Origin of the sequence: Streptomyces coeruleofuscus, assembly GCF_039532725.1 — a bacterium.
In the GTDB taxonomy this organism is placed as follows: Bacteria; Actinomycetota; Actinomycetes; order Streptomycetales; family Streptomycetaceae; genus Streptomyces; species Streptomyces coeruleofuscus.
In genome coordinates this window covers 517223-539466 of sequence record NZ_BAAASE010000004.1, presented here as the reverse complement: position 1 = coordinate 539466, position 22244 = coordinate 517223, and the positions used below count along the sequence as shown (strand labels likewise).

At 69.4% G+C, this 22244-nt stretch carries 18 protein-coding genes; 5 read left to right on the top strand and 13 right to left on the bottom strand.

The window, feature by feature from the left end; genetic code table 11:
* Window positions 1-100: 100 nt before the first annotated feature.
* The 3 genes from ABFX81_RS17770 to ABFX81_RS17760 are packed head-to-tail and all read right to left on the bottom strand — an operon-like array spanning window position 101 to window position 1588.
* Window positions 101-511, bottom strand: a complete 411-nt coding sequence (locus tag ABFX81_RS17770; RefSeq protein ID WP_086853717.1) for a DUF6113 family protein — start codon at window positions 509-511, stop codon at window positions 101-103.
* Window positions 508-1368: an N-acetyl-1-D-myo-inositol-2-amino-2-deoxy-alpha-D-glucopyranoside deacetylase gene (gene mshB / locus ABFX81_RS17765; protein ID WP_086853715.1), complete on the bottom strand. Its 861-nt coding sequence runs from the start codon at window positions 1366-1368 to the stop codon at window positions 508-510. The genes ABFX81_RS17770 and mshB overlap by 4 nt, the downstream gene beginning before the upstream one ends.
* 25 nt (window positions 1369-1393) lie before the next feature.
* Complete coding sequence (locus ABFX81_RS17760) at window positions 1394-1588, bottom strand: hypothetical protein (RefSeq protein WP_003992731.1); 195 nt, start codon at window positions 1586-1588, stop codon at window positions 1394-1396.
* Window positions 1589-1767: 179 nt separating this feature from the next.
* Between ABFX81_RS17760 and ABFX81_RS17755 the strand changes: the two genes are divergently transcribed.
* The gene (locus ABFX81_RS17755; protein ID WP_086853713.1) at window positions 1768-3891 is read left to right on the top strand and encodes a prolyl oligopeptidase family serine peptidase; all 2124 of its coding nucleotides are present in this window, start codon (window positions 1768-1770) and stop codon (window positions 3889-3891) included.
* A gap of 269 nt (window positions 3892-4160) precedes the next feature.
* Here ABFX81_RS17755 and ABFX81_RS17750 read toward each other — a convergent pair whose 3' ends face one another.
* The 8 genes from ABFX81_RS17750 to ABFX81_RS17715 form a co-directional block, all read right to left on the bottom strand.
* Window positions 4161-5309 carry a dipeptide ABC transporter ATP-binding protein gene (locus ABFX81_RS17750; protein ID WP_086853711.1) on the bottom strand — a complete coding sequence of 383 codons (1149 nt, stop codon included), beginning with the start codon at window positions 5307-5309 and terminating at the stop codon, window positions 4161-4163.
* The gene (locus tag ABFX81_RS17745) at window positions 5302-6342 is read right to left on the bottom strand and encodes an oligopeptide/dipeptide ABC transporter ATP-binding protein (RefSeq protein WP_086853725.1); all 1041 of its coding nucleotides are present in this window, start codon (window positions 6340-6342) and stop codon (window positions 5302-5304) included. Before ABFX81_RS17745 ends, ABFX81_RS17750 begins: the two co-directional genes overlap by 8 nt.
* A gap of 29 nt (window positions 6343-6371) precedes the next feature.
* Window positions 6372-7334: an ABC transporter permease subunit gene (locus ABFX81_RS17740; RefSeq protein ID WP_086853710.1), complete on the bottom strand. Its 963-nt coding sequence runs from the start codon at window positions 7332-7334 to the stop codon at window positions 6372-6374.
* Window positions 7327-8256: an ABC transporter permease subunit gene (locus ABFX81_RS17735; protein ID WP_086853708.1), complete on the bottom strand. Its 930-nt coding sequence runs from the start codon at window positions 8254-8256 to the stop codon at window positions 7327-7329. The genes ABFX81_RS17740 and ABFX81_RS17735 overlap by 8 nt, the downstream gene beginning before the upstream one ends.
* A gap of 133 nt (window positions 8257-8389) precedes the next feature.
* Window positions 8390-10003 (bottom strand): ABC transporter substrate-binding protein, encoded by a 1614-nt coding sequence (locus tag ABFX81_RS17730; RefSeq protein ID WP_086853707.1) that lies wholly within the window; start codon window positions 10001-10003, stop codon window positions 8390-8392.
* Window positions 10004-10609: 606 nt separating this feature from the next.
* On the bottom strand, window positions 10610-12517 hold the full coding sequence (typA, locus tag ABFX81_RS17725) for a translational GTPase TypA (RefSeq protein WP_086848907.1): 1908 nt from the start codon (window positions 12515-12517) through the stop codon (window positions 10610-10612).
* Between the two features lie 170 nt (window positions 12518-12687).
* Window positions 12688-13356, bottom strand: coding sequence for a hypothetical protein (locus ABFX81_RS17720; protein WP_086848905.1), 669 nt, complete (start codon window positions 13354-13356; stop codon window positions 12688-12690).
* A 113-nt stretch (window positions 13357-13469) separates the two neighbouring features.
* Window positions 13470-15659 carry an ABC transporter substrate-binding protein gene (locus tag ABFX81_RS17715; protein ID WP_086848903.1) on the bottom strand — a complete coding sequence of 730 codons (2190 nt, stop codon included), beginning with the start codon at window positions 15657-15659 and terminating at the stop codon, window positions 13470-13472.
* A gap of 288 nt (window positions 15660-15947) precedes the next feature.
* Between ABFX81_RS17715 and ABFX81_RS17710 the strand changes: the two genes are divergently transcribed.
* Genes ABFX81_RS17710 through ABFX81_RS17695 form a run of 4 tightly spaced genes read left to right on the top strand, consistent with a single transcriptional unit; the run spans window position 15948 to window position 19860 of the window.
* Window positions 15948-16238: a hypothetical protein gene (locus ABFX81_RS17710; RefSeq protein ID WP_086848901.1), complete on the top strand. Its 291-nt coding sequence runs from the start codon at window positions 15948-15950 to the stop codon at window positions 16236-16238.
* A gap of 55 nt (window positions 16239-16293) precedes the next feature.
* Complete coding sequence (locus ABFX81_RS17705; protein ID WP_086848899.1) at window positions 16294-17130, top strand: hypothetical protein; 837 nt, start codon at window positions 16294-16296, stop codon at window positions 17128-17130.
* 16 nt (window positions 17131-17146) lie between these two features.
* Window positions 17147-19087, top strand: coding sequence for a fumarate reductase/succinate dehydrogenase flavoprotein subunit (locus ABFX81_RS17700; RefSeq protein WP_086848897.1), 1941 nt, complete (start codon window positions 17147-17149; stop codon window positions 19085-19087).
* Window positions 19084-19860, top strand: coding sequence for a succinate dehydrogenase/fumarate reductase iron-sulfur subunit (locus tag ABFX81_RS17695; RefSeq protein ID WP_086848895.1), 777 nt, complete (start codon window positions 19084-19086; stop codon window positions 19858-19860). The genes ABFX81_RS17700 and ABFX81_RS17695 overlap by 4 nt, the downstream gene beginning before the upstream one ends.
* Here ABFX81_RS17695 and ABFX81_RS17690 read toward each other — a convergent pair.
* Both ABFX81_RS17690 and ABFX81_RS17685 read right to left on the bottom strand, forming a co-directional pair.
* A complete protein-coding gene (locus tag ABFX81_RS17690) occupies window positions 19835-21031 on the bottom strand; it encodes a phosphotransferase (protein ID WP_346138308.1) in 1197 nt (398 codons plus the stop codon). The genes ABFX81_RS17695 and ABFX81_RS17690 overlap by 26 nt on opposite strands.
* Window positions 21028-22185, bottom strand: a complete 1158-nt coding sequence (locus ABFX81_RS17685; protein ID WP_086848893.1) for a glycoside hydrolase family 18 protein — start codon at window positions 22183-22185, stop codon at window positions 21028-21030. Before ABFX81_RS17685 ends, ABFX81_RS17690 begins: the two co-directional genes overlap by 4 nt.
* Between the last annotated feature and the right edge of the window lie 59 nt (window positions 22186-22244).

Sequence of the window (22244 nt, the reverse complement as noted above, 5' to 3'; positions counted from 1 at the left end):
CGGCGCGCACCACCATACTGGCCACTTCTCACCCGTATCTCAGGACCGCTGGGGAAACTCACACCGGACCCCCACGGGCGCGTCCTGGCGAAGTGGTACGTCACTTCCCAAGTCGGACGGGGTCCCCGTCCGGTTGCCGCCTCGGAGCGAGGGTGGCGCAGATCACAGCCACTCCGATGCCCCCGAGCAGGAAGAGATAGGAGCCGGCGCCCGCCGCGAAGAGGAAGTCGCCCTCCGGGCGGCTGGCGGTGAGCAGGACGACGGCGAGCATCCAGCCGGCGGCCGCCGCGACGCCCCCGGCCCGGCCGCGGGTGACGCGTGCGGCGCCGAGGACGAGCCCGGCCTCTCCGGCGAGGGCGAGCAGCAGTCCGCCCGGGAACCACCCGGGCTGCACCAGCGCGCCGGCCGCGCCTACCACGGCCCCGAGCAGGAAGAACCCGGCGCAGGCGGTGATCCGTCCGGCGGAGGGCGGCCGCATCGGCTGGGCGAGCATGGGACTCCGGTCACTCATGAGACCTCCTCGACGCCGGCGAACAGGTCCGTCTCCCACTCGCCGGAGCCCCGCTCGCCCCGCACCAGCTCGTAGTACTCGGTCGTGAGGATCGGCTGGGCGAGTTCGTTGGAGAGGACGAAGTACTGCCCGGACACGGTGATCTGGGTGGCGTGGGCGCGCATCGCGGCGGCCTTGGCGGCGGCGTGCGCGGTGCCGTCGACGGCCGTGGTGATCCGCTCGTCGGCCACGACGCCCGGTACGTCGCCGACGTCGGCCGCCTTGGCGAAGGGAAGACCGGGCAGGTCCTCCCGGAGCCGGGCGAAGGACTGCTCCACAACGGACCGGGGGGCCCGGTTCCAGTAGACCTTCGGGATCGGCCGGCCGGCCTCGGCGGACAGCTCGGCGGCCCGCATGGCGACACGGTGGGCCTGGATGTGGTCGGGGTGGCCGTAGCCGCCGTTGTCGTCGTAGGTGACGAGGACCTGGGGGCGTACCTCGCGGATCACCTCGACGAGGTGTGCGGCGGCCTCGTCGACGTCGGCCTGCCAGAAGCAGGCGGGGTCGTCGTTGTCGGGCAGGCCCATCATCCCGGAGTCGCTGTAGCGCCCGGCGCCGCCGAGCAGGCGGAAGTCCTGGACGCCGAGCTCCGCCATTGCGGCGGTGAGCTCCCGGCGGCGGTGCTGGCCCAGGGCGGGGCCGGTCAGGTGCGCGAGCTCGGGCGGGATGACCTCGCCGCGTTCGCCGAGGGTGCAGGTGACCAGGGTGACGTGCGCACCCTCGGCCGCGTACCTGGCCATGGTCGCGCCGTTGTTGATCGACTCGTCGTCCGGGTGCGCGTGCACCAGCAGCAGACGCCGGTCGGGCAGTTCCGTCATGGACCCAGACTACGAGGTCCGACGGTCAGAACTTGATGCTGCCGATCATGCCCGCGATGTTGGTCGTCAGCTCGCTGATCGTGGGAGCCACGGTCGAGGAGGCGAGGTAGAAGCCGAGCAGCATGCACACGATCGCATGCCCGGCTTTCAGCCCTGACTTCTTGATGAGCAGGAAGACGATGATCGCCAGCAGCACCACCGCCGAAATCGAGAGTGCCACGGCGGCTCACCTCCAAAGATCCACGAGGGCGCGGGGGGGGTCGGACTATGGGGGCATCAAATCCGTACAGCAGCCAGCAGGTTCATACCCACTATGCGACATTGATCATAACTATCCGTCCGTGCGCATCGATCGGCGCACGGCCGCACAAGGGGGCGCATGGCCAATATGGTCAGGGCATGACGACCGAGCCTGACTCCTTCCCCCGACGGCACGCCCGTACCCAGCGCTTCACGCTCGGCGCGCCGCGTTCGTTCACCGTGGCGCCCGACGGTTCGCGTGTCGTGTTCCTGCGCTCCGGTTCCGGTACCGACCGGGCGAATTCGCTGTGGGTCCTCGACACGGAGGAGGGCGGGGAGCGCGTGGCCGCCGACCCGCGCGCCCTGCTGGGCGGCGCCTCGGAGGACCTCTCGCCCGAGGAACGCGCTCGGCGTGAACGCAGCCGGGAGGGCGGCGCCGGCATCGTCGGGTACGCCACCGACACGGCGGTCGAGTTGGCCTCTTTCGCCTTGTCAGGGCGGCTTTTCACGGCCGAGCTGCGAGCCGGGACGGCGCGTGGACTGACCACGCCCGGGCCGGTGATCGACCCGCGTCCGTCGCCCGACGGGCGGTATGTCGCCTACGTCGCGCAGGGTGCACTGCGGGTCGTGGGCGCGGAGGGGGAGGACGACCGGGCGCTCGCCGAGCCGGAGTCGGAGAATGTCTCATATGGACTGGCCGAGTTCATCGCGGCCGAGGAGATGGGGCGGTCGCGCGGCTTCTGGTGGGCCCCGGAGTCGGACCGGCTGCTCGTGGCGCGCGCGGACGACACGCCGGTGGACCGGTGGTGGATCTCCGACCCGGCCCGTCCGGAACGCGAGCCGCAGCGGGTGGCGTATCCGGCGGCGGGCACCGGCAACGCGGACGTACGGCTGTTCGTGATCGGCCTGGACGGCGCGCGCACGGAGGTCGCCTGGGACCGGACGCGGTACCCGTATCTGGCGCGTGTGCACTGGTCAGCGGCGGGCGCGCCGCTGCTGCTCGTACAGGCGCGCGACCAGCGCAGCCAGCTGATTCTCGCGGTGGACCCGGAGTCGGGCGCGACCCGGATGGTGCACGCCGATGAAGATCGAACATGGCTTGATCTTTTCCCCGGGGTGCCGTGCTGGAGTCCGGCCGGGCAGCTCGTGCGGATCGCGGACGAGGGGGGTGCCCGGGTGCTGGCGGTCGGGGACCGGCCGCTCACGGGAGCGCAGTTGCACGTGCGGGCCGTGCTGGACGTCTCCGACGACGACGTGCTGGTCTCCGCGTCGGCGGGCGAGGAGGCCGCCGAGGCGGAGACGGGCCAGGTGCATGTGTACCGGGTGAACGAGCTGGGCGTGGAGCGACTGTCGCAGGAGCCGGGCGTGCACTCGGCGGCACGGGCCGGGGACGTGACGGTTCTGGTCTCGGCGACGCTGGACCGGCCAGGTACGCGGGTGCGGGTACTGCGCGACGGGAAACCGACGGCTGTTGTCCCCTCCTACGCTGAAGATCCTGGTATGTCCCCCCGCGTGACGCTCACCGAGGGGGGCGCACGCCGCATCCCGTGCGCCGTGCTTATGCCTCGGGACTACGCCGGTGACACCCCCCTTCCGGTGCTCATGGACCCGTACGGCGGTCCGCACGGGCAGCGGGTCTTCGCGGCCCACAACCCGCATCTCACCTCGCAGTGGTTCGCGGACCAGGGATTCGCGGTGGTCGTCGCGGACGGCCGGGGCACCCCGGGCCGCTCCCCCGCCTGGGAGAAGGGGATCCACCACGACTTCACGCTGTCGCTGGACGACCAGGTGGAGGCCCTGGAGGACCTCGCGAAGAGGTTTCCGCTGGATCTGTCGCGGGTGGCGATCCGCGGCTGGTCCTTCGGCGGCTGGCTGGCCGGGCTCGCGGTGCTGCGCCGGCCGGACGTCTTCCACGCGGGGATCGCGGGCGCGCCGGTGACGGACTGGCGCCTGTACGACACGCACTACACGGAGCGCTACCTGGGGAACCCGGCCGAGCACCCGGACACGTACGCGGAGAGCTCCCTCGTCACCGCGGACGGCCTGTCCTCCCCCGCCGAGCCGCACCGCCCGCTGATGATCGTGCATGGCCTCGCCGACGACAACGTGGTCGTCGCCCACGCCCTGCGCCTGTCCTCGGCCCTCCTGGCCGCCGGCCGCCCGCACGAGGTGCTGCCGCTGTCCGGGGTCACCCACATCACCCCGCAGGAGCAGGTCGCGGAGAACCTGCTGCTGCTCCAGGTCGACTTCCTGAAGCGGTCCCTGGGGATCACCGGCGCCTGAACATGCAACGGGCCGGGGCGACATGGCGCGCCCCGGCCCGTTTACGGCACCCGCACGGCCGTACGCTGTTCAGCCTGACGCGTCCGTATATCGGGACCGGGTCGGCGAAGTTGCCTGCGTGTTAACGCGGTTCGCGGGGGTTTGTACGTACTTCGGCGGCCACCGGAGTCGTAGCCGCGACGGCCCAGGAGCCGGTAGATCCTCGAACACCGGTTCCCGGCGCCTTCGACAAGAAGGGCCGGGAACCGGCAGGGATGCCGTACGGTCCGTCAGGCCGCGTGGATGACGTCCTTCTCCTCGGCGAAGTGGCAGGCCGACTCGTGGGCCGCCGGGGTGTCCTCGCCCTTGAAGCGCTCCGGGACCGCCAGCAGCGGGATCTCCTCGGCGCACTTGTCCTGCGCCTTCCAGCAGCGGGTGCGGAAGCGGCAGCCCGAGGGCGGGTTGGCCGGGGACGGGACGTCGCCGGTGAGGATGATCCGCTCGCGGTGGGCGCGGGCCTCCGGGTCGGGGACCGGGACCGCCGACAGCAGCGCCTGGGTGTACGGGTGCGTCGGGTGCTCGTAGATCTGCTCGTCGGTGCCGATCTCGGCCATCTTGCCGAGGTACATCACACCGACCCGGTCCGAGATGTGCCGGACGATCGACAGGTCGTGGGCGATGAAGACGTAGGAGAGGTTGAACTCGTCCTGCAAGCGCTCCATCAGGTTGATGACCTGGGCCTGGACGGACACGTCCAGGGCCGACACCGGCTCGTCGCAGATGATGATCTCGGGGTTCAGGGCCAGGCCGCGGGCGATGCCGATGCGCTGGCGCTGACCGCCGGAGAACTGGTGCGGATAGCGGTTGATGTACTCCGGGTTGAGGCCGACGACGTCCAGGAGCTCCTGCACCTTACGGCGCCGGTCGCCCTTCGGGGCCACCTCGGGGTGGATGTCGAAGGGCTCCCCGATGATGTCGCCCACCGTCATACGGGGGTTGAGCGAGGTGTACGGGTCCTGGAACACCATCTGGATGTTGCGGCGGACCGCCTTCAGCGCCCGCCCGGACAGCCTGGTGATGTCCTGGCCCTTGTAAAAGACCTCGCCGGCCGTCGCCCGCTCCAGGGTCATCAGGAGCTTGGCGACGGTGGACTTGCCGCAGCCCGACTCGCCCACGATGCCCAGCGTCTCGCCCTGGTACAGGTCGAAGGAGACGCCGTCGACGGCCTTGACCGCGCCGACCTGCCGCTTGAAGAGGATGCCCTGGGTGAGCGGGAAGTGTTTGACCAGGTTGCGCACTTGCAGGATCGGCTCGCCCCGCTCGACCGGCGCCTCGATCGCGGCGACCGCTTCCGACTCGGAGCTTGCGTCGACGACCTCGACGTCGGAGACGTTCGGCGTGGCGTCCTGCTGCTCGTCGGTCTTGCTGAGCTCAGCCATGGATCGTCTCCTTCCAGAAGTGGCAGGCCGAGCCGCGGCCGGCCAGCTCGGTGCCGTCCCGCTCGGCGACCGGGAGCAGGGCCGGGATGTCCGTACGGCAGACGTCCTGGGCCTGGGGGCAGCGCGGGTTGAAGGCGCAACCGGTCGGGATGCGCAGCAGGTTGGGCGGCAGACCCTTGATCGCGTACAGATCCTGGCCCTTCTGGTCCAGGCGCGGGATCGAGTCCAGCAGACCCTTGGTGTACGGGTGCGCGGGGCGCTTGTACAACTCGTGGACCGGGGCGCGCTCGACGATGCGCCCCGCGTACATCACGGCGATCTTGTCCGCGACGTCGGCGACCACGCCGAGGTCGTGGGTGATCAGGATGAGACCCATGTTGTACTCGCGCTGCAACTCCGCGAGCAGGTCCATGACCTGGGCCTGGACCGTCACGTCGAGGGCCGTGGTGGGCTCGTCGGCGATGATCAGGTCCGGCTCCAGGGCGAGCGCCATCGCGATCATGATGCGCTGTCGCATACCGCCCGAGAACTGGTGCGGGTAGTCGTTCACCCGGTCCGCGGCGGCCGGGATCTTCACCCGGTCCATCAGCTCGATCGCCTTGGCCTTGGCGTCCTTCTTGGACATGCCCTGGTGCACGCGGAACATCTCGCCGAGCTGGTAGCCCACGGAGAGCACCGGGTTCAGCGAGGACAGCGCGTCCTGGAAGATCATCGCGATCTTGCTGCCGCGGATCTTCCGGCGCTCTTCGCCGGACATCTTCAGCATGTCCTGGCCGCGGAAGAGGATCTCCCCCTTGGGGATGCGGCCGGGCGGCATGTCGAGGATGCCCATGATCGCCTGCGCGGTCACGGACTTGCCCGAGCCGGACTCGCCGAGCACGGCGAGCGTCTCGCCCGCGGCGACGGAGTAGTTGACACCGTTGACGGCCTTGGCGACCCCGTCGCGGGTGCGGAACTCCACGTGCAGGTCGCGGACTTCGAGCAGCGGTCGGCCCGTGTCCTGTGAGCCGTCCGGTGCGGGACTTTCGGCCATTTCATCGATGATGGTCACGTACGCCTCCCTCAGCGCAGCTTGGGGTCGAGGGCGTTGCGTACCGCATCGCCGAACATCAGGAACGAGAGCACCGTGATCGAGACCATCACCGAGGGGATGATCAGGGTGTGGGGGGCGATACGGAGCTGCTCACGGCCTCGCGCCACGTCGCCGCCCCAGGACACGGCCGTGTCACCGAGACCCACGCCCAGGAAGGACAGGGTGGCTTCGGCGGCGATGTAGCCGCCGAGCGCGATGGTCGCCACGACGATGATGGGCGCGAGTGCGTTGGGCAGGATGTGCCGGATCAGGATCCGGGACGTCGAGGCACCGAGGGCCTTGGCGGCCACCACGTAGTCCGACTGCTTGATGGTGATCACGGCACCGCGGGCGACCCTGGCGATCTGCGTCCAGCCGAGGAAGGCGAGGGCCATGATGACGACGGGGACGGTGCGGTCGTCGAAGGAGTTCAGCACCACCAGGGCGCCGAGCAGGAACGGGATGCCGAGGAAGATGTCGGTCAGCCGCGAGAGCAGCGTGTCGGTCCAGCCGCCGAAGTAGCCGGCGATCATGCCGATGACCGTGCCGATGATGGTGACGGCGACGGTGACGCCCACACCGACGCTGATCGAGGCGCGGGTGCCGTAGACGACACGGGCGTAGATCGAACGGCCCTGGACGTCGTAGCCGAGCCAGTCCGGAGCGAAGAGGTGCCCCCAGTTCGGCTTGCCCAGGTAGTGCTTGGCCAGATCGGCGTCGCGCGGGGAGGCACTGGTGAACAGTCCCGGCCAGACCGCCATCACCAGCAGGAACACGATCAGCACGCCCGAGATCACGAACAGCGGGTTGCGCCGCAGGTCGTGCCAGGCGTCGGACCAGAGGCTGCGCGCCTTCTCGGGAGCGGGGCCCGCGTCGGTCACGACGACACCCGCGGTGCTCACGGTGTCACCGGGAAGGGCTTCGACCTTCTTCTCGACGGTCTTGTCAGGCATACCGGATCCTCGGGTCCAGGACCGCGTAGAGCAGGTCGACGATCAGGCTGGCGGCGAGGTAGATGAGCACCATCAGCGAGGCGATGCCCACGACCGTGGCGCCCTCACGCCGGGTGAGCGCCTCGTAGATCTCGAGGCCGATACCCCGCACGTTGAAGATGCCCTCGGTCACGATGGCTCCGGTCATCAACTGGCCGATCTCGATACCGAGGAAGGTGACCACGGGAATCAGCGAGTTGCGCATCAGGTGGACACCGATGATCCGGCGGCGCGGCAGCCCCTTGGCCACAGCGGTGCGAATGTAGTCGGAACGCAGGTTCTCCGCGATCGACGTACGGGTCAACCGGGCGACGTAAGCGAGTGAGAGCGACGCCAGCACGGTGGCGGGAAGCACGAGCTGGCCGAAGTCCGTCGAGTCGGTCACGGTGGGCGTGGTGACCTGCCACTTGAACGCGAGCAGGTACTGCAGCAGGAAGCCCAGCACGAAGGACGGCATCGAGACGAGGAACAGCGTCAGCGTCAGCAGTCCGCGGTCCCGCAGCGTGTCGGGGCGCAGGCCGGCGACGACACCGAGGCCGATACCCACGAGCGTGACGAAGGTGAAGGCGAAGAGCGTCAGCCTGATCGTCACCGGGAACGCATCGAGGATGATGTCCGCGATGGGCCGCTGACTTGCGATCTGGGTGCCGAAGTCGCCCTGGAACAACCCGGTCATGTAGTTCACGTACTGCTGTAGGAGCGGCTGATCGAGGCCGAGTTCCTTCTTGATGCCCGCGACCACCGCCGGGTCGTACGCCTGATCCCCCATCATCGCCCGGACGGGATCGCCGGGCAGGGCGTACATCATACAGAAGATGATCAAGGTTGACCCGATGAACACCGGGATCATCTGGAGCAGTCGCCGTGCGACATAGCGCCCCATAGGTGCCTCCGTGAGGGGTTAACGCAGGTGCGGGGGCCGCCTCCTGGTGAGGAGACGACCCCCATGCACCTCCCACCGCCACCTGAGCGGCGGCGGGTTTACGGCCGAGGGGGAAGAGGTCCGGAAGGCCCTCTTACTTGGTGGTGACGCCCCACACTTCGAGGTCACCGTGGAAGTCGACGCTGACGTTGTCGACGTTCTTACCGTGGCCGCCGTTGATGCGGTAGTACCAGAGCGGGATGGCCGGCATGTGCTCGACCAGCTTCTTCTCGACCTCCTGGAAGGCCTTCACCGACGCGTCGAGGGACTTGGCGTTGTCCGCCTTGTTCATCAGCCCGTCGATCTCCTTGTTGGAGAAGCGACCGTTGTTGGCCTCGGCGGTGGTGTGGAAGAGCTCCTTCATGAAGTTGGCGTTGACCGGGTAGTCGGCGACCCAGCCACCGCGGTACATGCCCTTCACCTGGTCGTTGTCACGGGCTTCCAGGTCCGTGGGGAAGTCCGGCTTGGGGTCGCCGACGCAGTCGACGCCGGTGGCCTTGCGGATGGACTCGCAGACCGCGGTCACCCACTCCTTGTGTCCACCGTCGGCGTTGTACTGGATGGTGAACTTGTTGCCCGGAACCCCGCCGCCCTCCTGGACGAGCTTCTTGGCCTTCGCCGGGTTGTACGTGAACACGTCGGTGTCCAGGTCCTGGTAGCCCTTGACGCCAGGCGGCGTGAAGCCCTTGGCCGGCGTGCGGGTGTTGTTCAGAACCGTCTTGGTGATCGTGTCACGGTCGATCGCCATCGACAGACCCTGGAGGACCTTCGGGTCGATGTCCTTGAAGGTCTTGGAGTAGAACGCCGGGGTCAGCGACTGGATGGCCGCGTACGGCTGCTCGATGGCACCGTCGCCCAGGTCCTGCTTGTACTTCGGCAGGTCCGTCGGGCCGACCTGGCGGATCATGTCCAGGTTGCCGGAGACGACGTCCTTGTAGGCGGCCTCGACCGTCGTGTAGTTCTTGAACTGGACGCCCTTGTTCTTCGCCTTGTTCGGGCCCTGGTACTCGTCCCAGGCCTTGACCTGGATGAGCTTCTTGTGGTCCCACTTCTCGAACTTGTAGGGACCGTTGCCGACCGGCTTCTGGCCGAAGGCCTTCGGGTCGTCGTAGAAGACCTTGGGCAGCGGGGCCCACGTGGCGTAGCCGAGCTTGTAGTTGAAGTACGGCATCGTGTACTTCAGCTCGATCGTGAAGGTGTGGTCGTCCACGGCCTTCAGACCGGACATCTTGTCGGACTTCGGGTCACCCTTTTCCGGGTGGACGTCGTCGTAGCCCTTGATGTCCTGGAACCAGAAGGAGTTCTGCTGGTTGTTCTTGATGTTGGCGTACCAGTTCCAAGCGTCGATGTACGACTTGGAGGTGACTTCTTCGCCGTTGTGGAACTTCCAGCCCTTCTTGAGCTTGACCGTCCACGTCTTCGAGTCGTCGGACGTGACCGACTCGGCGTTCGTGTAGACGATCTCACCCTTGGCGTCGAAGTCCAGCAGCTGGGTGAAGAGGGACTGGATGACGTACGAGCCGTTGGTCTCGTTGGTGTCAGCCGGGATCAGCGGCTTCTGCGGCTCACCGACGTCGATCGAGACGTACCCCGCAGGGCCGGAACCCTTGCTCTTGCCCTCACCGTCACTGTCGCCGCCGCAGGCGGTGGCGGCCAGAGCGACAACTATCGCCCCCGCGACCCACTTGGCGCTCTTGGCACCGCGCATGGGTTCCTCCTATGAAGTCATTGGTTCACCGCGAAGGGAGCACAGGACAGATCACCGCCACCGCCCGTCGTCCGGTAGCGGAAATCGTCAGGTGCCCCCGCGCTCGTGAGGGTCGGCGCCCCGTCGGCGAGTGACCCGTTCATCCGAGCTCTACGCGCCTAACTATCGGCCAAACACTGGGACCGAACCACACCCTCGAGGTCTCGGTTCGATCACAGCTCGCGTATACATCTTCCAAAATCCGGACAAAGGGTTTGGTGAAAGATCCCTGCGAAACGGACTTGTTACACATCTATCGGTGGCGGGTGTCCGTATTCCGGACGCGAGAGTGAGATAAACCGCTTGCGCCTGCCGTGGCCGCCGTGCAGGGTGCCATCGAGGGCTGTCACGCGCTCAAGAAGCCTCTGCCGCAGGGCCGTTGTACGGACCGGTGCGCGGGCAGGGCGCGGCACTTCCGCAGCAGGGTAGTGCGCACGAGGTGCTCCGGACGGCTCTCCCCGGCAAATCGAGGGTTTTCCCTAACCCTTTCCTTCTCGTTCCCTCCGCTTTACGACGACGCCGGGCACCCCGCGAGGCGGGGTGCCCGGCGTCGTCGTACGGCAGGCGTCAGCCGTGCTTGGCGCGGCTCGCGGCGCGGGCGCGCTCGCGGGCGTCCAGGTTCACCTTGCGGATGCGCACGGCCTCCGGGGTGACCTCGACGCACTCGTCGTCGCGGCAGAACTCCAGGGACTGCTCCAGCGACAGCTTGCGCGGCGGGACGATCGACTCGGTCACATCGGCCGTGGACGACCGCATGTTGGTGAGCTTCTTCTCCTTGGTGATGTTGACGTCCATGTCGTCGGCGCGGGAGTTCTCGCCGACGATCATGCCCTCGTACACCTCGGTGCCCGGCTCCACGAAGAGAACGCCGCGCTCCTGGAGGTTGGTCATCGCGAAGGCGGTGACCGCACCGGCGCGGTCGGCGACCAGGGAGCCGTTGTTGCGGGTCTGGAGGGTGCCGAACCAGGGCTCGAAGCCCTCGTGGATGGAGTGGCCGATGCCCGTGCCGCGGGTCTGCGTCAGGAACTCGGTCCGGAAGCCGATGAGGCCGCGTGAGGGCACGACGAACTCCATGCGGACCCAGCCGGAGCCGTGGTTCGACATGTTGTCCATACGGCCCTTGCGGACGCCCATGAGCTGCGTGACGGCACCCATGTGCTCCTCAGGCACGTCGATCGTCATGCGCTCGACGGGCTCGTAGACCTTGCCGTCGACCTCCTTGGTGACGACCTGCGGCTTGCCGATGGTCAGCTCGAAGCCCTCGCGGCGCATGGTCTCGACGAGGATGGCCAGCGCCAGCTCGCCGCGGCCCTGCACCTCCCAGGCGTCCGGCCGCTCGGTGTCCAGCACCCGGAGGCTGACGTTACCGATCAGCTCGCGGTCGAGGCGGTCCTTGACCTGACGGGCGGTGACCTTGCGGTCCTTGACGGCCGCCTTGTTGTCGGCGCCCTTGCCGGTGGCGCCACGGCCGACCAGCGGGGAGGTGTTGGTGCCGATGACCATGGAGATCGCGGGCTCGTCGACCGTGATCAGCGGCAGCGCGACCGGGTTCTCCGGGTCGGCCAGGGTCTCGCCGATCATGATGTCCGGGATACCGGCGACGGCGCAGATGTCACCGGGGCCGGCCAGCTCCGCCGGCTTGCGGGTCAGCGCCTCGGTCATCATCAGCTCACTGATGCGGACGTTGCTGACGGAGCCGTCGCGCTTGATCCACGCGACCGTCTGGCCCTTGCGCAGCTCGCCCTGCTCGACGCGGAGCAGGGCGATACGGCCGAGGAAGTTGTCGGCGTCCAGGTTGGTGACGTGCGCCTGGAGCGGGGCGGCCTCGTCGTAAGTCGGGGCCGGGATGTGCTCCAGGATCGTGGAGAAGAACGGCTCCAGGCTGGTGGAGTCGGCCGGGACCGTGCCGTCGTCCGGCTTGGTCAGCGAGGCGATGCCGTCGCGGCCGCAGGCGTAGACGATCGGGAACTCGATCTGCTCCTCGTCGGCGTCCAGGTCGAGGAAGAGGTCGTAGGTCTCGTTGACGACCTCGTCGATCCGGGAGTCAGGGCGGTCCGTCTTGTTGATGCACAGGATGACGGGCAGCCGCTTCTGGAGCGCCTTGCGCAGCACGAAGCGGGTCTGCGGGAGCGGGCCCTCGGAGGCGTCCACGAGCAGGACGACGCCGTCGACCATCGACAGACCGCGCTCGACCTCGCCGCCGAAGTCGGCGTGGCCGGGGGTGTCGATGATGTTGATGGTGATGACCTCCCCCCCGTCCTTCGGGTGGTACTTCACCGCCGTGTTCTTGGCCAGGATCGTGATGCCCTTCTCACGCTCCAGGTCGTTCGAATCCATCATGCGGTCGTCGACGCCTTCGAGCTGGTGCGCGGCGAAGGCGCCGGCCTGCTTCAGCATGCCGTCGACGATGGTGGTCTTGCCGTGGTCGACGTGAGCGACGATGGCGACGTTGCGGATGTCGTGGCGCGTGGCCATAAGAAGGCGTACTCCCGGAGTGTGAGGAATGCCCTGCGCGTGCATCGGTGGTGCGCGGGCCCTGCCGAGCTCAACATGCCACGGCCTCACCCCATGGTACGGGTCTGCTGCCGCTGGGGTTAGCCAGCCCACGTCAGCGCAGGTCAGAGCCTGTTTCGAGGTCCTTCACGTCAGTGCCCGGGCTTTCCGGGGGCCGCCGGTTCGCAGGAGTGCCGGGCGGCCTCGCGGGCCAGGGGCGAGTCGGCCTTCTCCTCGCAGTCCATCAGGCCGCCGATGTCGACCGTCCAGTTCCGGGCGTGGCCGGAGACCGTCCTGCCGTCCGGGCAGGTGTAGCGGAAGTCCGCCGACACCTCCCTCACACCGGCGTACTGGACGAACTCACCCGCCGCGCGGGGGACGACGCGGCCGTCGTCGAGTTCCGGTGCCGGGAGCCGGACGTCGGTGAACGCCCAGGTGTCTCCGCCGGCCTCCGCCAGGGTGCGCGCGTCGGAGTCGATCTCGCCCGTCTTCTTGCCGAACGAGAAGAGGATCTCGGCGGCGGACGGAGCCGGTCCGTCGGCGTGCACCGAGGGTCTGGGGGTGTACACCCGCCGCATCGGGTTGTGCAGCCTGCCGCCGCCCTTGCCCAGCCGCTCCAGGGCGGAGACGCCGGTCAGCCGGTCCCGCTCCGTGACCCGGGACCAGGTGAAGGTGCCCTCCGCGCAGGCCTGCCTGACGGCCCGGCCGGTCTCACGTGCCGCTGCGTCACCTTTCGCCTCCCCCGTGCATGCCGTCAGTCCGGTCACCAACGCCCCGACGGCCAATCCGGCCGCACAGACCCGCCATACCGTGCCGCGCATCCGCCGGCCCCCGTCCCCCGTGCACGGACGCCCGGCGTCCGCACCATGATCACTGCTGATCTCATGGTGCGGACGCCGTGCGGGGACGGCAAGACGTTTGAGCGTTCCCAGAGCTACCGGGCGGCTGATCCCTTCGCCGACGGTCCCGCCGCCGGCTTCGCGCCCTTCTTCAGGAAGCCCATGTCCTCGTAGACCGGGGTGCCGAAGCCGAAGGCGCCGGTGTTCACGAGGTTCTTGCGGGCCGCGATGAGCTGGGGACGCTGGAAGAGGGGGATGGAGCCGGCCGCGGCCCAGATGCGGGAGTCGGCCTTGCGGATGAGGGAGCGGGACTCGCCCTCGTCGAGGGTGGACACGGCCTCGTCGAAGAGCTGGTCGACCTGGTCGGTGCCGACGCGGGTGTAGTTCTGCTCGACGTTCAGGGAGCCGTCGGCGGCCGGGACGGGCTTGGCGTAGACGGGACGGGCGTCGGTGGCGGGGAAGGCGGTGGCGGGCCAGGAGTAGAGGGCGAGGTCGTACTGGCCGGACGCGATGTGGTCCTTGAAGTAGGACTCGTCGGAGACCTTGGAGATGTCCGTGCCGATGCCGACGCGCTCCAGCATGCGGGAGATGCGGTCGGCGACCGTGCGCAGTGTCTGGGAGCCGGGCCCTGAGGGGAGGACGAAGCGGAGCGTGAGGGCCTTGCCGTTCTTGGCGAGCTGGGCGGCCTCGCGGTTCGCCGGGGCGGCGGTGCCCTTGGGGGCGTACGCGCCGGGGGCGCCGCCCTGGGCCGGCTGCTTGTACTGCTTGCCGTCCTGGGCGAGGTGGTCGGCGGGGTCCTGCCGGCCGTGCGCCTTGTTGTCCTCGCCGACGACGTACGTGCCGTCGTCGTCCTGCCTGTCCTCGGAGGAGCCGGCCTTCTCGCCCTCGGCTCCGGCCGCCTTCTCCCCCTTCTTCTTCTCCTGCTCCTTGACGGGGCCGCCGCGCACCCACCCGGCGTCCGCGAGCAGGGCCTGGGCCTCCTTGGTGTCCTGGCCGCCGAGGGCGCCGCTGTTGTCGGCGTAGGCGGCCTGGCCGGAGAGGGCCAGGTGGCTGCCGACCGGGACGGCCGGCAGCCCCAGGGGCTTCAGGACGGCCTCGGCCAGTTCCTCGCGGTCGAGGGCGCGGGCGACGGCCCTGCGGACGCGCTCGTCGGCGAGCGGGCCCTCGGCGCCGTTCAGGGCGAGCTGGGTGTAGGCGGGTTCCAGGGACTTGCGCACCTCGAAGCCGCGCAGGGCCTGCTGCTGCCGGGTGTACTTGGTGACCGCCTTGCGCAGCTTCTTGCGGGCGACGGTCTCCTCGTCGGCTGCGTCCTCGTCGGTGCCGTTGGCGACGGCCCACGAGCGCAGGGCGTCCGCGGCCGACCGGTCGGCGCCGGGGCCCATCAGCGGGCTGCTGGAGCTGCGGGGCCGGGCGGCGACGGTGATGCGGCGGGCCGCGGAGGGGTCGATCTCGGCCACGTCGAGGGTGCCGGCGGCCAGCTCGGCGGCCCGCTTGTCGCGCGGCACGGTGCGCAGCACGATCTCGGAGAGCTTGGCCGGCTTGCCCCACCAGCGCGGGTTGCGGGCGAGGGTGATCTCGTCGTCCTCGCCGTCGACCTCCTTCACCGAGAAGGGACCGGCGGTGACTTTGAGCTTCTTGCGTGCCCCGTCGTTGAAGGAGTCCGGGGTGCCCATGACGTCCTTCGGGTACAGCGGCGAGAACAGCGAGCGCCAGTCGGCGTAGGGGCGGCTGAAGGTGACCTTGACCTCCAGGGCGCTGTCCCCGCGCTCGATCTTCTGGATGCGGTCGTAGCCGGCGTTGCGAGCGGTCCAGTAGGCGGTGTCCTTGCCGGACAGGGCGCGCCACTGGGCGGCGAAGTCGGCGGCGCCGATCTCCCGGCCGTCGCTCCAGACGGCCTGCTGGTTCAGCTTGTACAGGACGACCTGCTTGGGCTCGGTCTCGACGACCTCGGCGGACTCCAGGTAGGCGGGGTTGCGCTCGGGACGGCCACTGGCGTTCATCCGGAACATCGACGGCAGGACGGCCTGGGCGACGCGGGTGGTGGTGGCGTCGGCGTCCGACTGGAAGGTGTTCAGGGTGTCGGGCACGGAGTCCACGGCCCAGCGCAGGGTGCCGCCGTCGGCGATCCGGTCGCGGCCCGCGGGCTGGATGTCCGGCGCGGCGAGCGGCTTGCCCGCGGGGTCCTCGGAGCCGCATCCGGCGAGCGCGGGAACCGCGAGCACGCCCGCGGTGAGGAAGGCGACCGAGCGCGTGACCGCACGCGGGCCGACACCGTGCTGGGACATCTGTGCTACCTCCGGGAAGCCGCGGGCGTTACGATCACTTTTGGCGGTATTTGGTGCTTGTCTGATGTATGCGGCCACTGAAGAGGAAAGGGTTCAGCAACACAGGGCGACACGGCGGTCACGGGCGGGAAGTCACCCGTGCGGCGCAGCGCACCGCAGGGTGCACCCGCGCGCCTCGGCCAATCGATGCACATCCCTTCACAGCACAAGGTGTGACGCGCAACACTCGCAGGCGCATGAACGTTGCCGCCTTGGGCCTCGAAGGACCCGTGGAAGTGAGGGCAAGTCATGTCCGTTCACGACGAACTGACGTCAGTCCAGCGCAGTCTCGACGAGCTGTTCCGCTCGCTGGGACGCCTGGAGAAGCAGCTCGGCACCGGCGGCCTGGAGATGCGCCGCGTCCGTGCCGACGCCAACCACCTGCGCGAGAGCGTCGCCCTGCTGCGCGACGCCGCCGCCTCGCCGGCCGCTCCGAAGCGCCCCGACCTCGTCACCATCTCGGACGCGCCGTACGACCCCGCCCTGTGGGTCGACTCGGACGACGAGGGACTCGGCGCCCGGGACCGGCGCGCTCCCTGACCGGGAGGGCGTCGAACGACCGGCACCTCCCCCGAACCCGACCGGAGTCGTCACAGTGGCCACTGGTACGGAACCTCCCGCCACAGAACCCCAACCCCGAAGCGGCGGCGTACGGGCGGGTACGCGCGCCGCGATCGACGCCCCGCACCTGCGAACCGACCGCTGGTGGCTGGCCCCGGCCGGCACGGTCGCCGGTCTGCTGGCCTTCATCGTCTACTCGACCTGGCGGGCCTTCGCGAACGCCGACTACTACGCGGCGCCGTACGTCTCGCCCTTCTACTCCCCCTGCCTGGCGGAGAACTGCGAGCCGATGAAGGCCGGCCCGAACTGGGAGATCTTCGGCGGCTGGTGGGGGATCTCCCCCGCGATCATCATCCTGATCTTCCCGCTCGGCTTCCGTCTGACCTGCTACTACTACCGCAAGGCCTACTACCGGGGCTTCTGGGCGTCCCCGCCGGCCTGCGCGGTGGCCGAGCCGCACCAGAAGTACACGGGTGAGACCCGCTTCCCGCTGGTGCTCCAGAACATCCACCGGTACTTCTTCTACGCCGCGCTCCTCGTCGCCGGGATCCTCACCTACGACACCGTGCTCGCCTTCCGCGACGAGAACTACGAGTGGGGCCACATGGGCCTCGGCACGCTCGTGTTCCTGGTCAACATCGTGCTGATCTGGGCGTACACACTGTCCTGCCACTCGTGCCGGCACATCGTCGGCGGCAAGCTCAAGCACTTCTCCAAGCATCCCGTGCGCTACCGGATGTGGCAGTGGGTCGGGAAGCTCAACGCCCGGCACATGCTGCTCGCCTGGGCGTCGCTGGTGAGCGTGGCGCTCGCCGACTTCTACGTCTACCTGGTCGCGTCCGGTGCCTTCGACGATCCGCGGTTCTTCTGATGAGGGGTGCGTTCTGATGTCCGTCGTCGACCGGCAGGAGTGGGACGTCGTCGTGGTGGGGGCGGGCGGCGCCGGGCTGCGCGCCGCCATCGAGGCACGCGAGCGGGGCGCCCGTACGGCCGTGATCTGCAAGTCGCTGTTCGGCAAGGCGCACACGGTGATGGCCGAGGGCGGTATCGCGGCGGCGATGGCCAACGCCAACGAGAACGACAACTGGCGGGTCCACTTCCGCGACACCATGCGCGGCGGCAAGTTCCTCAACCAGTGGCGGATGGCCGAGCTGCACGCGCAGGAGGCCCCGCAGCGGGTGTGGGAGCTGGAGACCTGGGGGGCGCTGTTCGACCGCACCAAGGACGGCCGGATCTCCCAGCGCAACTTCGGCGGCCACGAGTACCCGCGCCTCGCGCACGTCGGCGACCGCACGGGCCTGGAGCTGATCCGCACCCTCCAGCAGAAGATCGTCGCGCTCCAGCAGGAGGACTTCAAGGAGACCGGCGACTACGAGTCCCGGCTGAAGGTCTTGCAGGAGTGCACGGTCACCCGCGTCCTGAAAGGGGACGGGCGCGTCTCCGGGGTCTTCGGCTACGAGCGCGAGTCGGGCCGCTTCTTCGTCCTGGAGGCGCCGGCTGTCGTGATCGCGACGGGCGGCATCGGCAAGTCCTTCAAGGTGACGTCGAACTCGTGGGAGTACACGGGCGACGGTCACGCGCTGGCGCTCCTCGCGGGCGCTCCCCTGCTGAACATGGAGTTCGTGCAGTTCCACCCGACCGGAATGGTCTGGCCGCCGTCGGTGAAGGGCATCCTCGTCACCGAGTCGGTGCGCGGCGACGGCGGTGTGCTGCGCAACTCCGACGGCAAGCGGTTCATGTTCGACTACATCCCCGACGTCTTCAAGGACAAGTACGCCGAGACCGAGGACGAGGCCGACCGCTGGTACGAGGACCCGGACCACAACCGGCGCCCGCCCGAGCTGCTCCCCCGCGACGAGGTCGCGCGGGCGATCAACTCCGAGGTGAAGGAGGGGCGCGGCTCCCCGCACGGGGGCGTGTTCCTCGACGTGTCGACCCGGATGCCCGCCGAGGTGATCAAACGGCGGCTGCCGTCGATGTACCACCAGTTCAAGGAGCTGGCGGACGTCGACATCACGGCGGAGGCGATGGAGGTCGGGCCCACCTGTCACTACGTGATGGGCGGTGTGGCGGTCGAGTCCGACACGGCGGCGGCGCGCGGGGTGCCCGGGCTGTACGCGGCCGGTGAGGTGGCCGGCGGCATGCACGGCTCCAACCGGCTCGGCGGCAACTCGCTGTCCGACCTGCTGGTGTTCGGGCGCCGGGCGGGCTGGCACGCCGCCGAGTACGCGGCGGAGCTGGCCGGGGCGCGGCCCGTCGTGGACGACGTCCAGATCGACTCCGCCGCCGCCGAAGCCCTGCGGCCCTTCTCCGCCGAGTCGGAGATCGAGGAGCCGAAGGGCGGCCCGCCGGAGAACCCGTACACCCTGCACCAGGAACTCCAGCAGACGATGAACGACCTGGTCGGCATCATCCGCCGCGAGCCGGAGATGAAGCAGGCCCTGGAGAAGCTGGCCGAGCTGCGGGTCCGGGCACGCCGGGCCGGTGTCGAGGGGCACCGGCAGTTCAATCCGGGCTGGCACCTCGCCCTGGACCTCAGGAACATGCTGCTGGTCAGCGAGTGCGTGGCCCGGGCCGCGCTGGAGCGCGCCGAGTCGCGCGGCGGGCACACCCGCGAGGACCATCCGGGGATGGACCGCAAGTGGCGCCGGATCAACCTGCTGTGCGCGCTCACCGACCCGACGGGCGGGCTGGCGGCCACGGACCCGGTCCGCGGCCAGATCGCCCTCACCCGCGAGACCACCGAACCCGTCCGTGCCGACCTGCTCGCCCTGTTCGACAAGGAGGAGCTGGTCAAGTACCTCGCCGAAGAGGAGCTGTACGAATGAGCAGCTACACGGCCCACTTCAAGGTGTGGCGCGGTGACGTGGGAGGCGGCGGCCTCGAGGACTTCAAGGTCGAGGTCAACGACGGCGAGGTGGTGCTCGACATCATCCACCGCCTCCAGGCCACCCAGGCCCCCGATCTCGCGGTGCGCTGGAACTGCAAGGCGGGCAAGTGCGGTTCGTGCTCCGCGGAGATCAACGGCCGGCCGCGGCTGTTGTGCATGACGCGCATGTCGGTGTTCGACCGGGAGGAGACGATCACGGTGACGCCGCTGCGGGCGTTCCCGGTGATCCGGGATCTCGTCACGAACGTCGGCTTCAACTACCAGAAGGCCAGGGAAGTGCCGTCCTTCGTGCCGCCCGCGGATCTCGGTCCCGGCGAGTACCGGATGATGCAGGAGGACGTGGACCGTCCGCAGGAGTTCCGCAAGTGCATCGAGTGCTTCCTGTGTCAGGACACCTGCCATGTGGTCCGCGACCACGAGGAGAACAAGCAGGCGTTCGCGGGTCCCCGTTTCCTGATGCGGGTGGCGGAGCTGGACATGCACCCGCTGGACGCGGCGGCGGAATCCGGCCTGGACCGCAAGACCACCGCCCAGGACGAACACGGCCTGGGCTACTGCAACATCACCAAGTGCTGTACGGAGGTCTGCCCGGAGGGCATCAAGATCACGGACAACGCGCTGATCCCTCTGAAGGAACGGGCGATCGACCGCAAGTACGACCCGCTGGTGTGGCTGGGCTCGAAGATCAAACGGCGTTCTTCAGCAGGCTGAGCGCCTGCTGGAGGTTGTGCTCCGCGATCTCCCGCATCCGCTCCGGGTGCGGGAAGTCGCCCTCGATGAGCGTCAGCGGCCCCGAGACCAGGCCGAGGTGCATCGACAGGCGGTAGAGGCGCATGCGTGCCTCGTCGAGGCCGGGGGCGCGCAGGGCGTCGTAGTGGGGGCCGAAGCGGAGCTCGAGGAAGACGTGCTCGTGCTCCACGTCGAAGTACATCAGGCCCTCGACGTCGATGAGCGCCGGCTGTCCGTCGGACGTGAGGAGGACGTGGTCGGGGCCCAGTTCGGCGTGGATGAGGGTGTGCCGGTCGCGGGGGCGGACCGCGGCGGTCAGGGCGTGGATCGTGTCCTCCAGTTCCCGGCGTACGGCGGCGGCACGGAGTTCGCGCCGGGCCGCCTCCGCGATGCAGCGCAGAGCGCCGTCGGTGATGCGCTGTTCACAGGAGACGCCGTGGGAGGAACCGCCGTCGTCCACGACGGCGGCCTTCCCGAAGCGGGGGCCGGTGTGGGAGTGCAGGGTGGCGAGCAGGTCCGCCATCCGGTCCATGAGCCGGGGCGCCTCGCGCGGGTCCCGGGCGAGGGCGTCCTCCAGGCTGCCGCCGGTCATGTCCTCCACGACGGCCGCGTCGGCCGGGAGGTGCGTGTGCGTGGCGTCCGCGTACATCAGGCGCGGGGTGCGGACGCCGGCGGCGGCCAGGCGGTCGTGGGCCGCCGTGAACAGGCGGAGGGGGTGTCCGTAAAGTCCCGTCGTCCGCCCGGAGGCGGGCCCTGCGGCGTCCGGTGCGTGCTCTGGGGGTACCCCCGGCCGAAGGCTGGGGGAGTGCCGGGCGGACGCCCGCGTACTGGTTGTACGTGGGTGTTCGGCCGGTGCGGCGAGAGTGCGTGCCGGGCGTCGCGGGGCAGGCGGGACTTTGCGGACACCCCCTCGGCCGGTGCCGTGGGAGAAGACGTCCCGGGGGTCGGGGTCGGGCTGGTCCCAGTAGTCCTCGTCGGCCGACCACACGTAGGCGACGGCCGTGGAGTCGTCGTCGAGGGTCAGGCGGTAGACGCCCTTCTTGGTGCCGCCGCGCAGGCGTTCCACACCGGTGAGGGTGCGGCCGGGGCCCAGGGCGGCTCGGGCGAGGGGGGCGAGTTCGGTGCGGGTGAGGGGTCTTCGGGTCCTGGTCACCGCACCCAGTCTTCCTTGTACGCCCGCCAGTCCGCCTCGGTCGCGGCGAAGTCGATGTACAGCGCGACGCCGAAGCGGGACCGGTCGGCGTCCGTGCGGGACAGGCCCAGGCGGACGCCCCGGACGGCGGCGGGGACGGTCTCGGCGTGGCCCCAGTGGTCGAAGTTGCTCTCCCAGTAGAAGGGCAGGCCCATCAGCAGGTCGGTGGAGGGCGGGGTGACCTCCAGGGCGAGGGACGTCTGCTGGGCGACGTACCCGCCGTAGGTGCCCTCCAGCGGCTGGGCGGTGTCGTACGACATCACCGCGATCTGGTCGACGCGGCGGGCCACCTGGCCGAAGAACTCCTGGGACCACCACTTGGGGTGGTCGGTGAAGAGACCGAACACGGTGTGAAGGGCCGGGAGCGGGTCGATCTGGTGGGCGGCGACGGAGAGTTGGGCGTCCCTGGAACGGGTCTCGCGGCGCAGGGCGTCGAGGAGGGTGAGGTAGTCGCGGTCGCCGGACGGCATGGGCTCCAGGTCGAGGTGGATGCCCTCGTAGCCGGTGTCCAGGATCTGGCGGGCGGAGCGGACGACCGCGGCGCGGGTGTCCGGCTTCTCCAGGACCATGCCGTCGGCGCCCTCGGCGGCCAGGACGTCGCCCAGGAAGGCCTGCACGCGGATCCCGGGGAGTTTGTCGTGGACGGCGTCGATGAACCAGCGGGCCCTCGGGTACACCGACTCGGGCAGCGTGCCGTCGTGTTCCAGCGGGCCGGAGTGGACGTACAGGTCGCGGATGCCGGTGCCTTGCAGGCGGCGGGCCAGGGCGGTGACGTCGGCGTCCTTCTTGCGGCCGTCGACCCAGGCGTGGCCGAGCCAGAGGGCGTCGCGGTTTCTGGTGTGAGTGCCCTGTGCGGGGTCGCCCTGGTAGTTGACGTAGAGGGCTGTTTCGGCGGTCAGGAGCGGAAGGAGGGCGATGAGCAGGGCTAAGGCCGCGCGTCTGAACCAGCGGCGGCGGGGACGTCCGGCCCCGGCTTCGCCTTCGGCCGGGTCGTTCCCATCCGCAGCACCCGTGCGGACATCGTCGTCAGGTGCCGGTGGCCCCTGCGGGGGTTCCTCCCCGTCGGCGACTGCCGCTGCGGCCTCGTTCGGGGTCGTGCCCTCCACGCGTTCCATGCCGTCTCCCCCCGGTGATGCGGTTGGTGTTGCCGGGGAGGACGATCCGTACCGGTGTT

Coding starts and splice junctions, on each gene's coding strand:
- ABFX81_RS17720 (WP_086848905.1), bottom strand. CDS start 13,356: ATGCGCGGCACGGTATGGCGGGTCTGTGCGGCCGGATTGGCCGTCGGG.
- ABFX81_RS17715 (WP_086848903.1), bottom strand. CDS start 15,659: ATGTCCCAGCACGGTGTCGGCCCGCGTGCGGTCACGCGCTCGGTCGCC.
- ABFX81_RS17750 (WP_086853711.1), bottom strand. CDS start 5,309: ATGGCTGAGCTCAGCAAGACCGACGAGCAGCAGGACGCCACGCCGAAC.
- typA (WP_086848907.1), bottom strand. CDS start 12,517: ATGGCCACGCGCCACGACATCCGCAACGTCGCCATCGTCGCTCACGTC.
- mshB (WP_086853715.1), bottom strand. CDS start 1,368: ATGACGGAACTGCCCGACCGGCGTCTGCTGCTGGTGCACGCGCACCCG.
- ABFX81_RS17735 (WP_086853708.1), bottom strand. CDS start 8,256: ATGGGGCGCTATGTCGCACGGCGACTGCTCCAGATGATCCCGGTGTTC.
- ABFX81_RS17710 (WP_086848901.1), top strand. CDS start 15,948: ATGTCCGTTCACGACGAACTGACGTCAGTCCAGCGCAGTCTCGACGAG.
- ABFX81_RS17770 (WP_086853717.1), bottom strand. CDS start 511: ATGAGTGACCGGAGTCCCATGCTCGCCCAGCCGATGCGGCCGCCCTCC.
- ABFX81_RS17745 (WP_086853725.1), bottom strand. CDS start 6,342: ATGGCCGAAAGTCCCGCACCGGACGGCTCACAGGACACGGGCCGACCG.
- ABFX81_RS17685 (WP_086848893.1), bottom strand. CDS start 22,185: ATGGAACGCGTGGAGGGCACGACCCCGAACGAGGCCGCAGCGGCAGTC.
- ABFX81_RS17695 (WP_086848895.1), top strand. CDS start 19,084: ATGAGCAGCTACACGGCCCACTTCAAGGTGTGGCGCGGTGACGTGGGA.
- ABFX81_RS17740 (WP_086853710.1), bottom strand. CDS start 7,334: ATGCCTGACAAGACCGTCGAGAAGAAGGTCGAAGCCCTTCCCGGTGAC.
- ABFX81_RS17730 (WP_086853707.1), bottom strand. CDS start 10,003: ATGCGCGGTGCCAAGAGCGCCAAGTGGGTCGCGGGGGCGATAGTTGTC.
- ABFX81_RS17755 (WP_086853713.1), top strand. CDS start 1,768: ATGACGACCGAGCCTGACTCCTTCCCCCGACGGCACGCCCGTACCCAG.
- ABFX81_RS17700 (WP_086848897.1), top strand. CDS start 17,147: ATGTCCGTCGTCGACCGGCAGGAGTGGGACGTCGTCGTGGTGGGGGCG.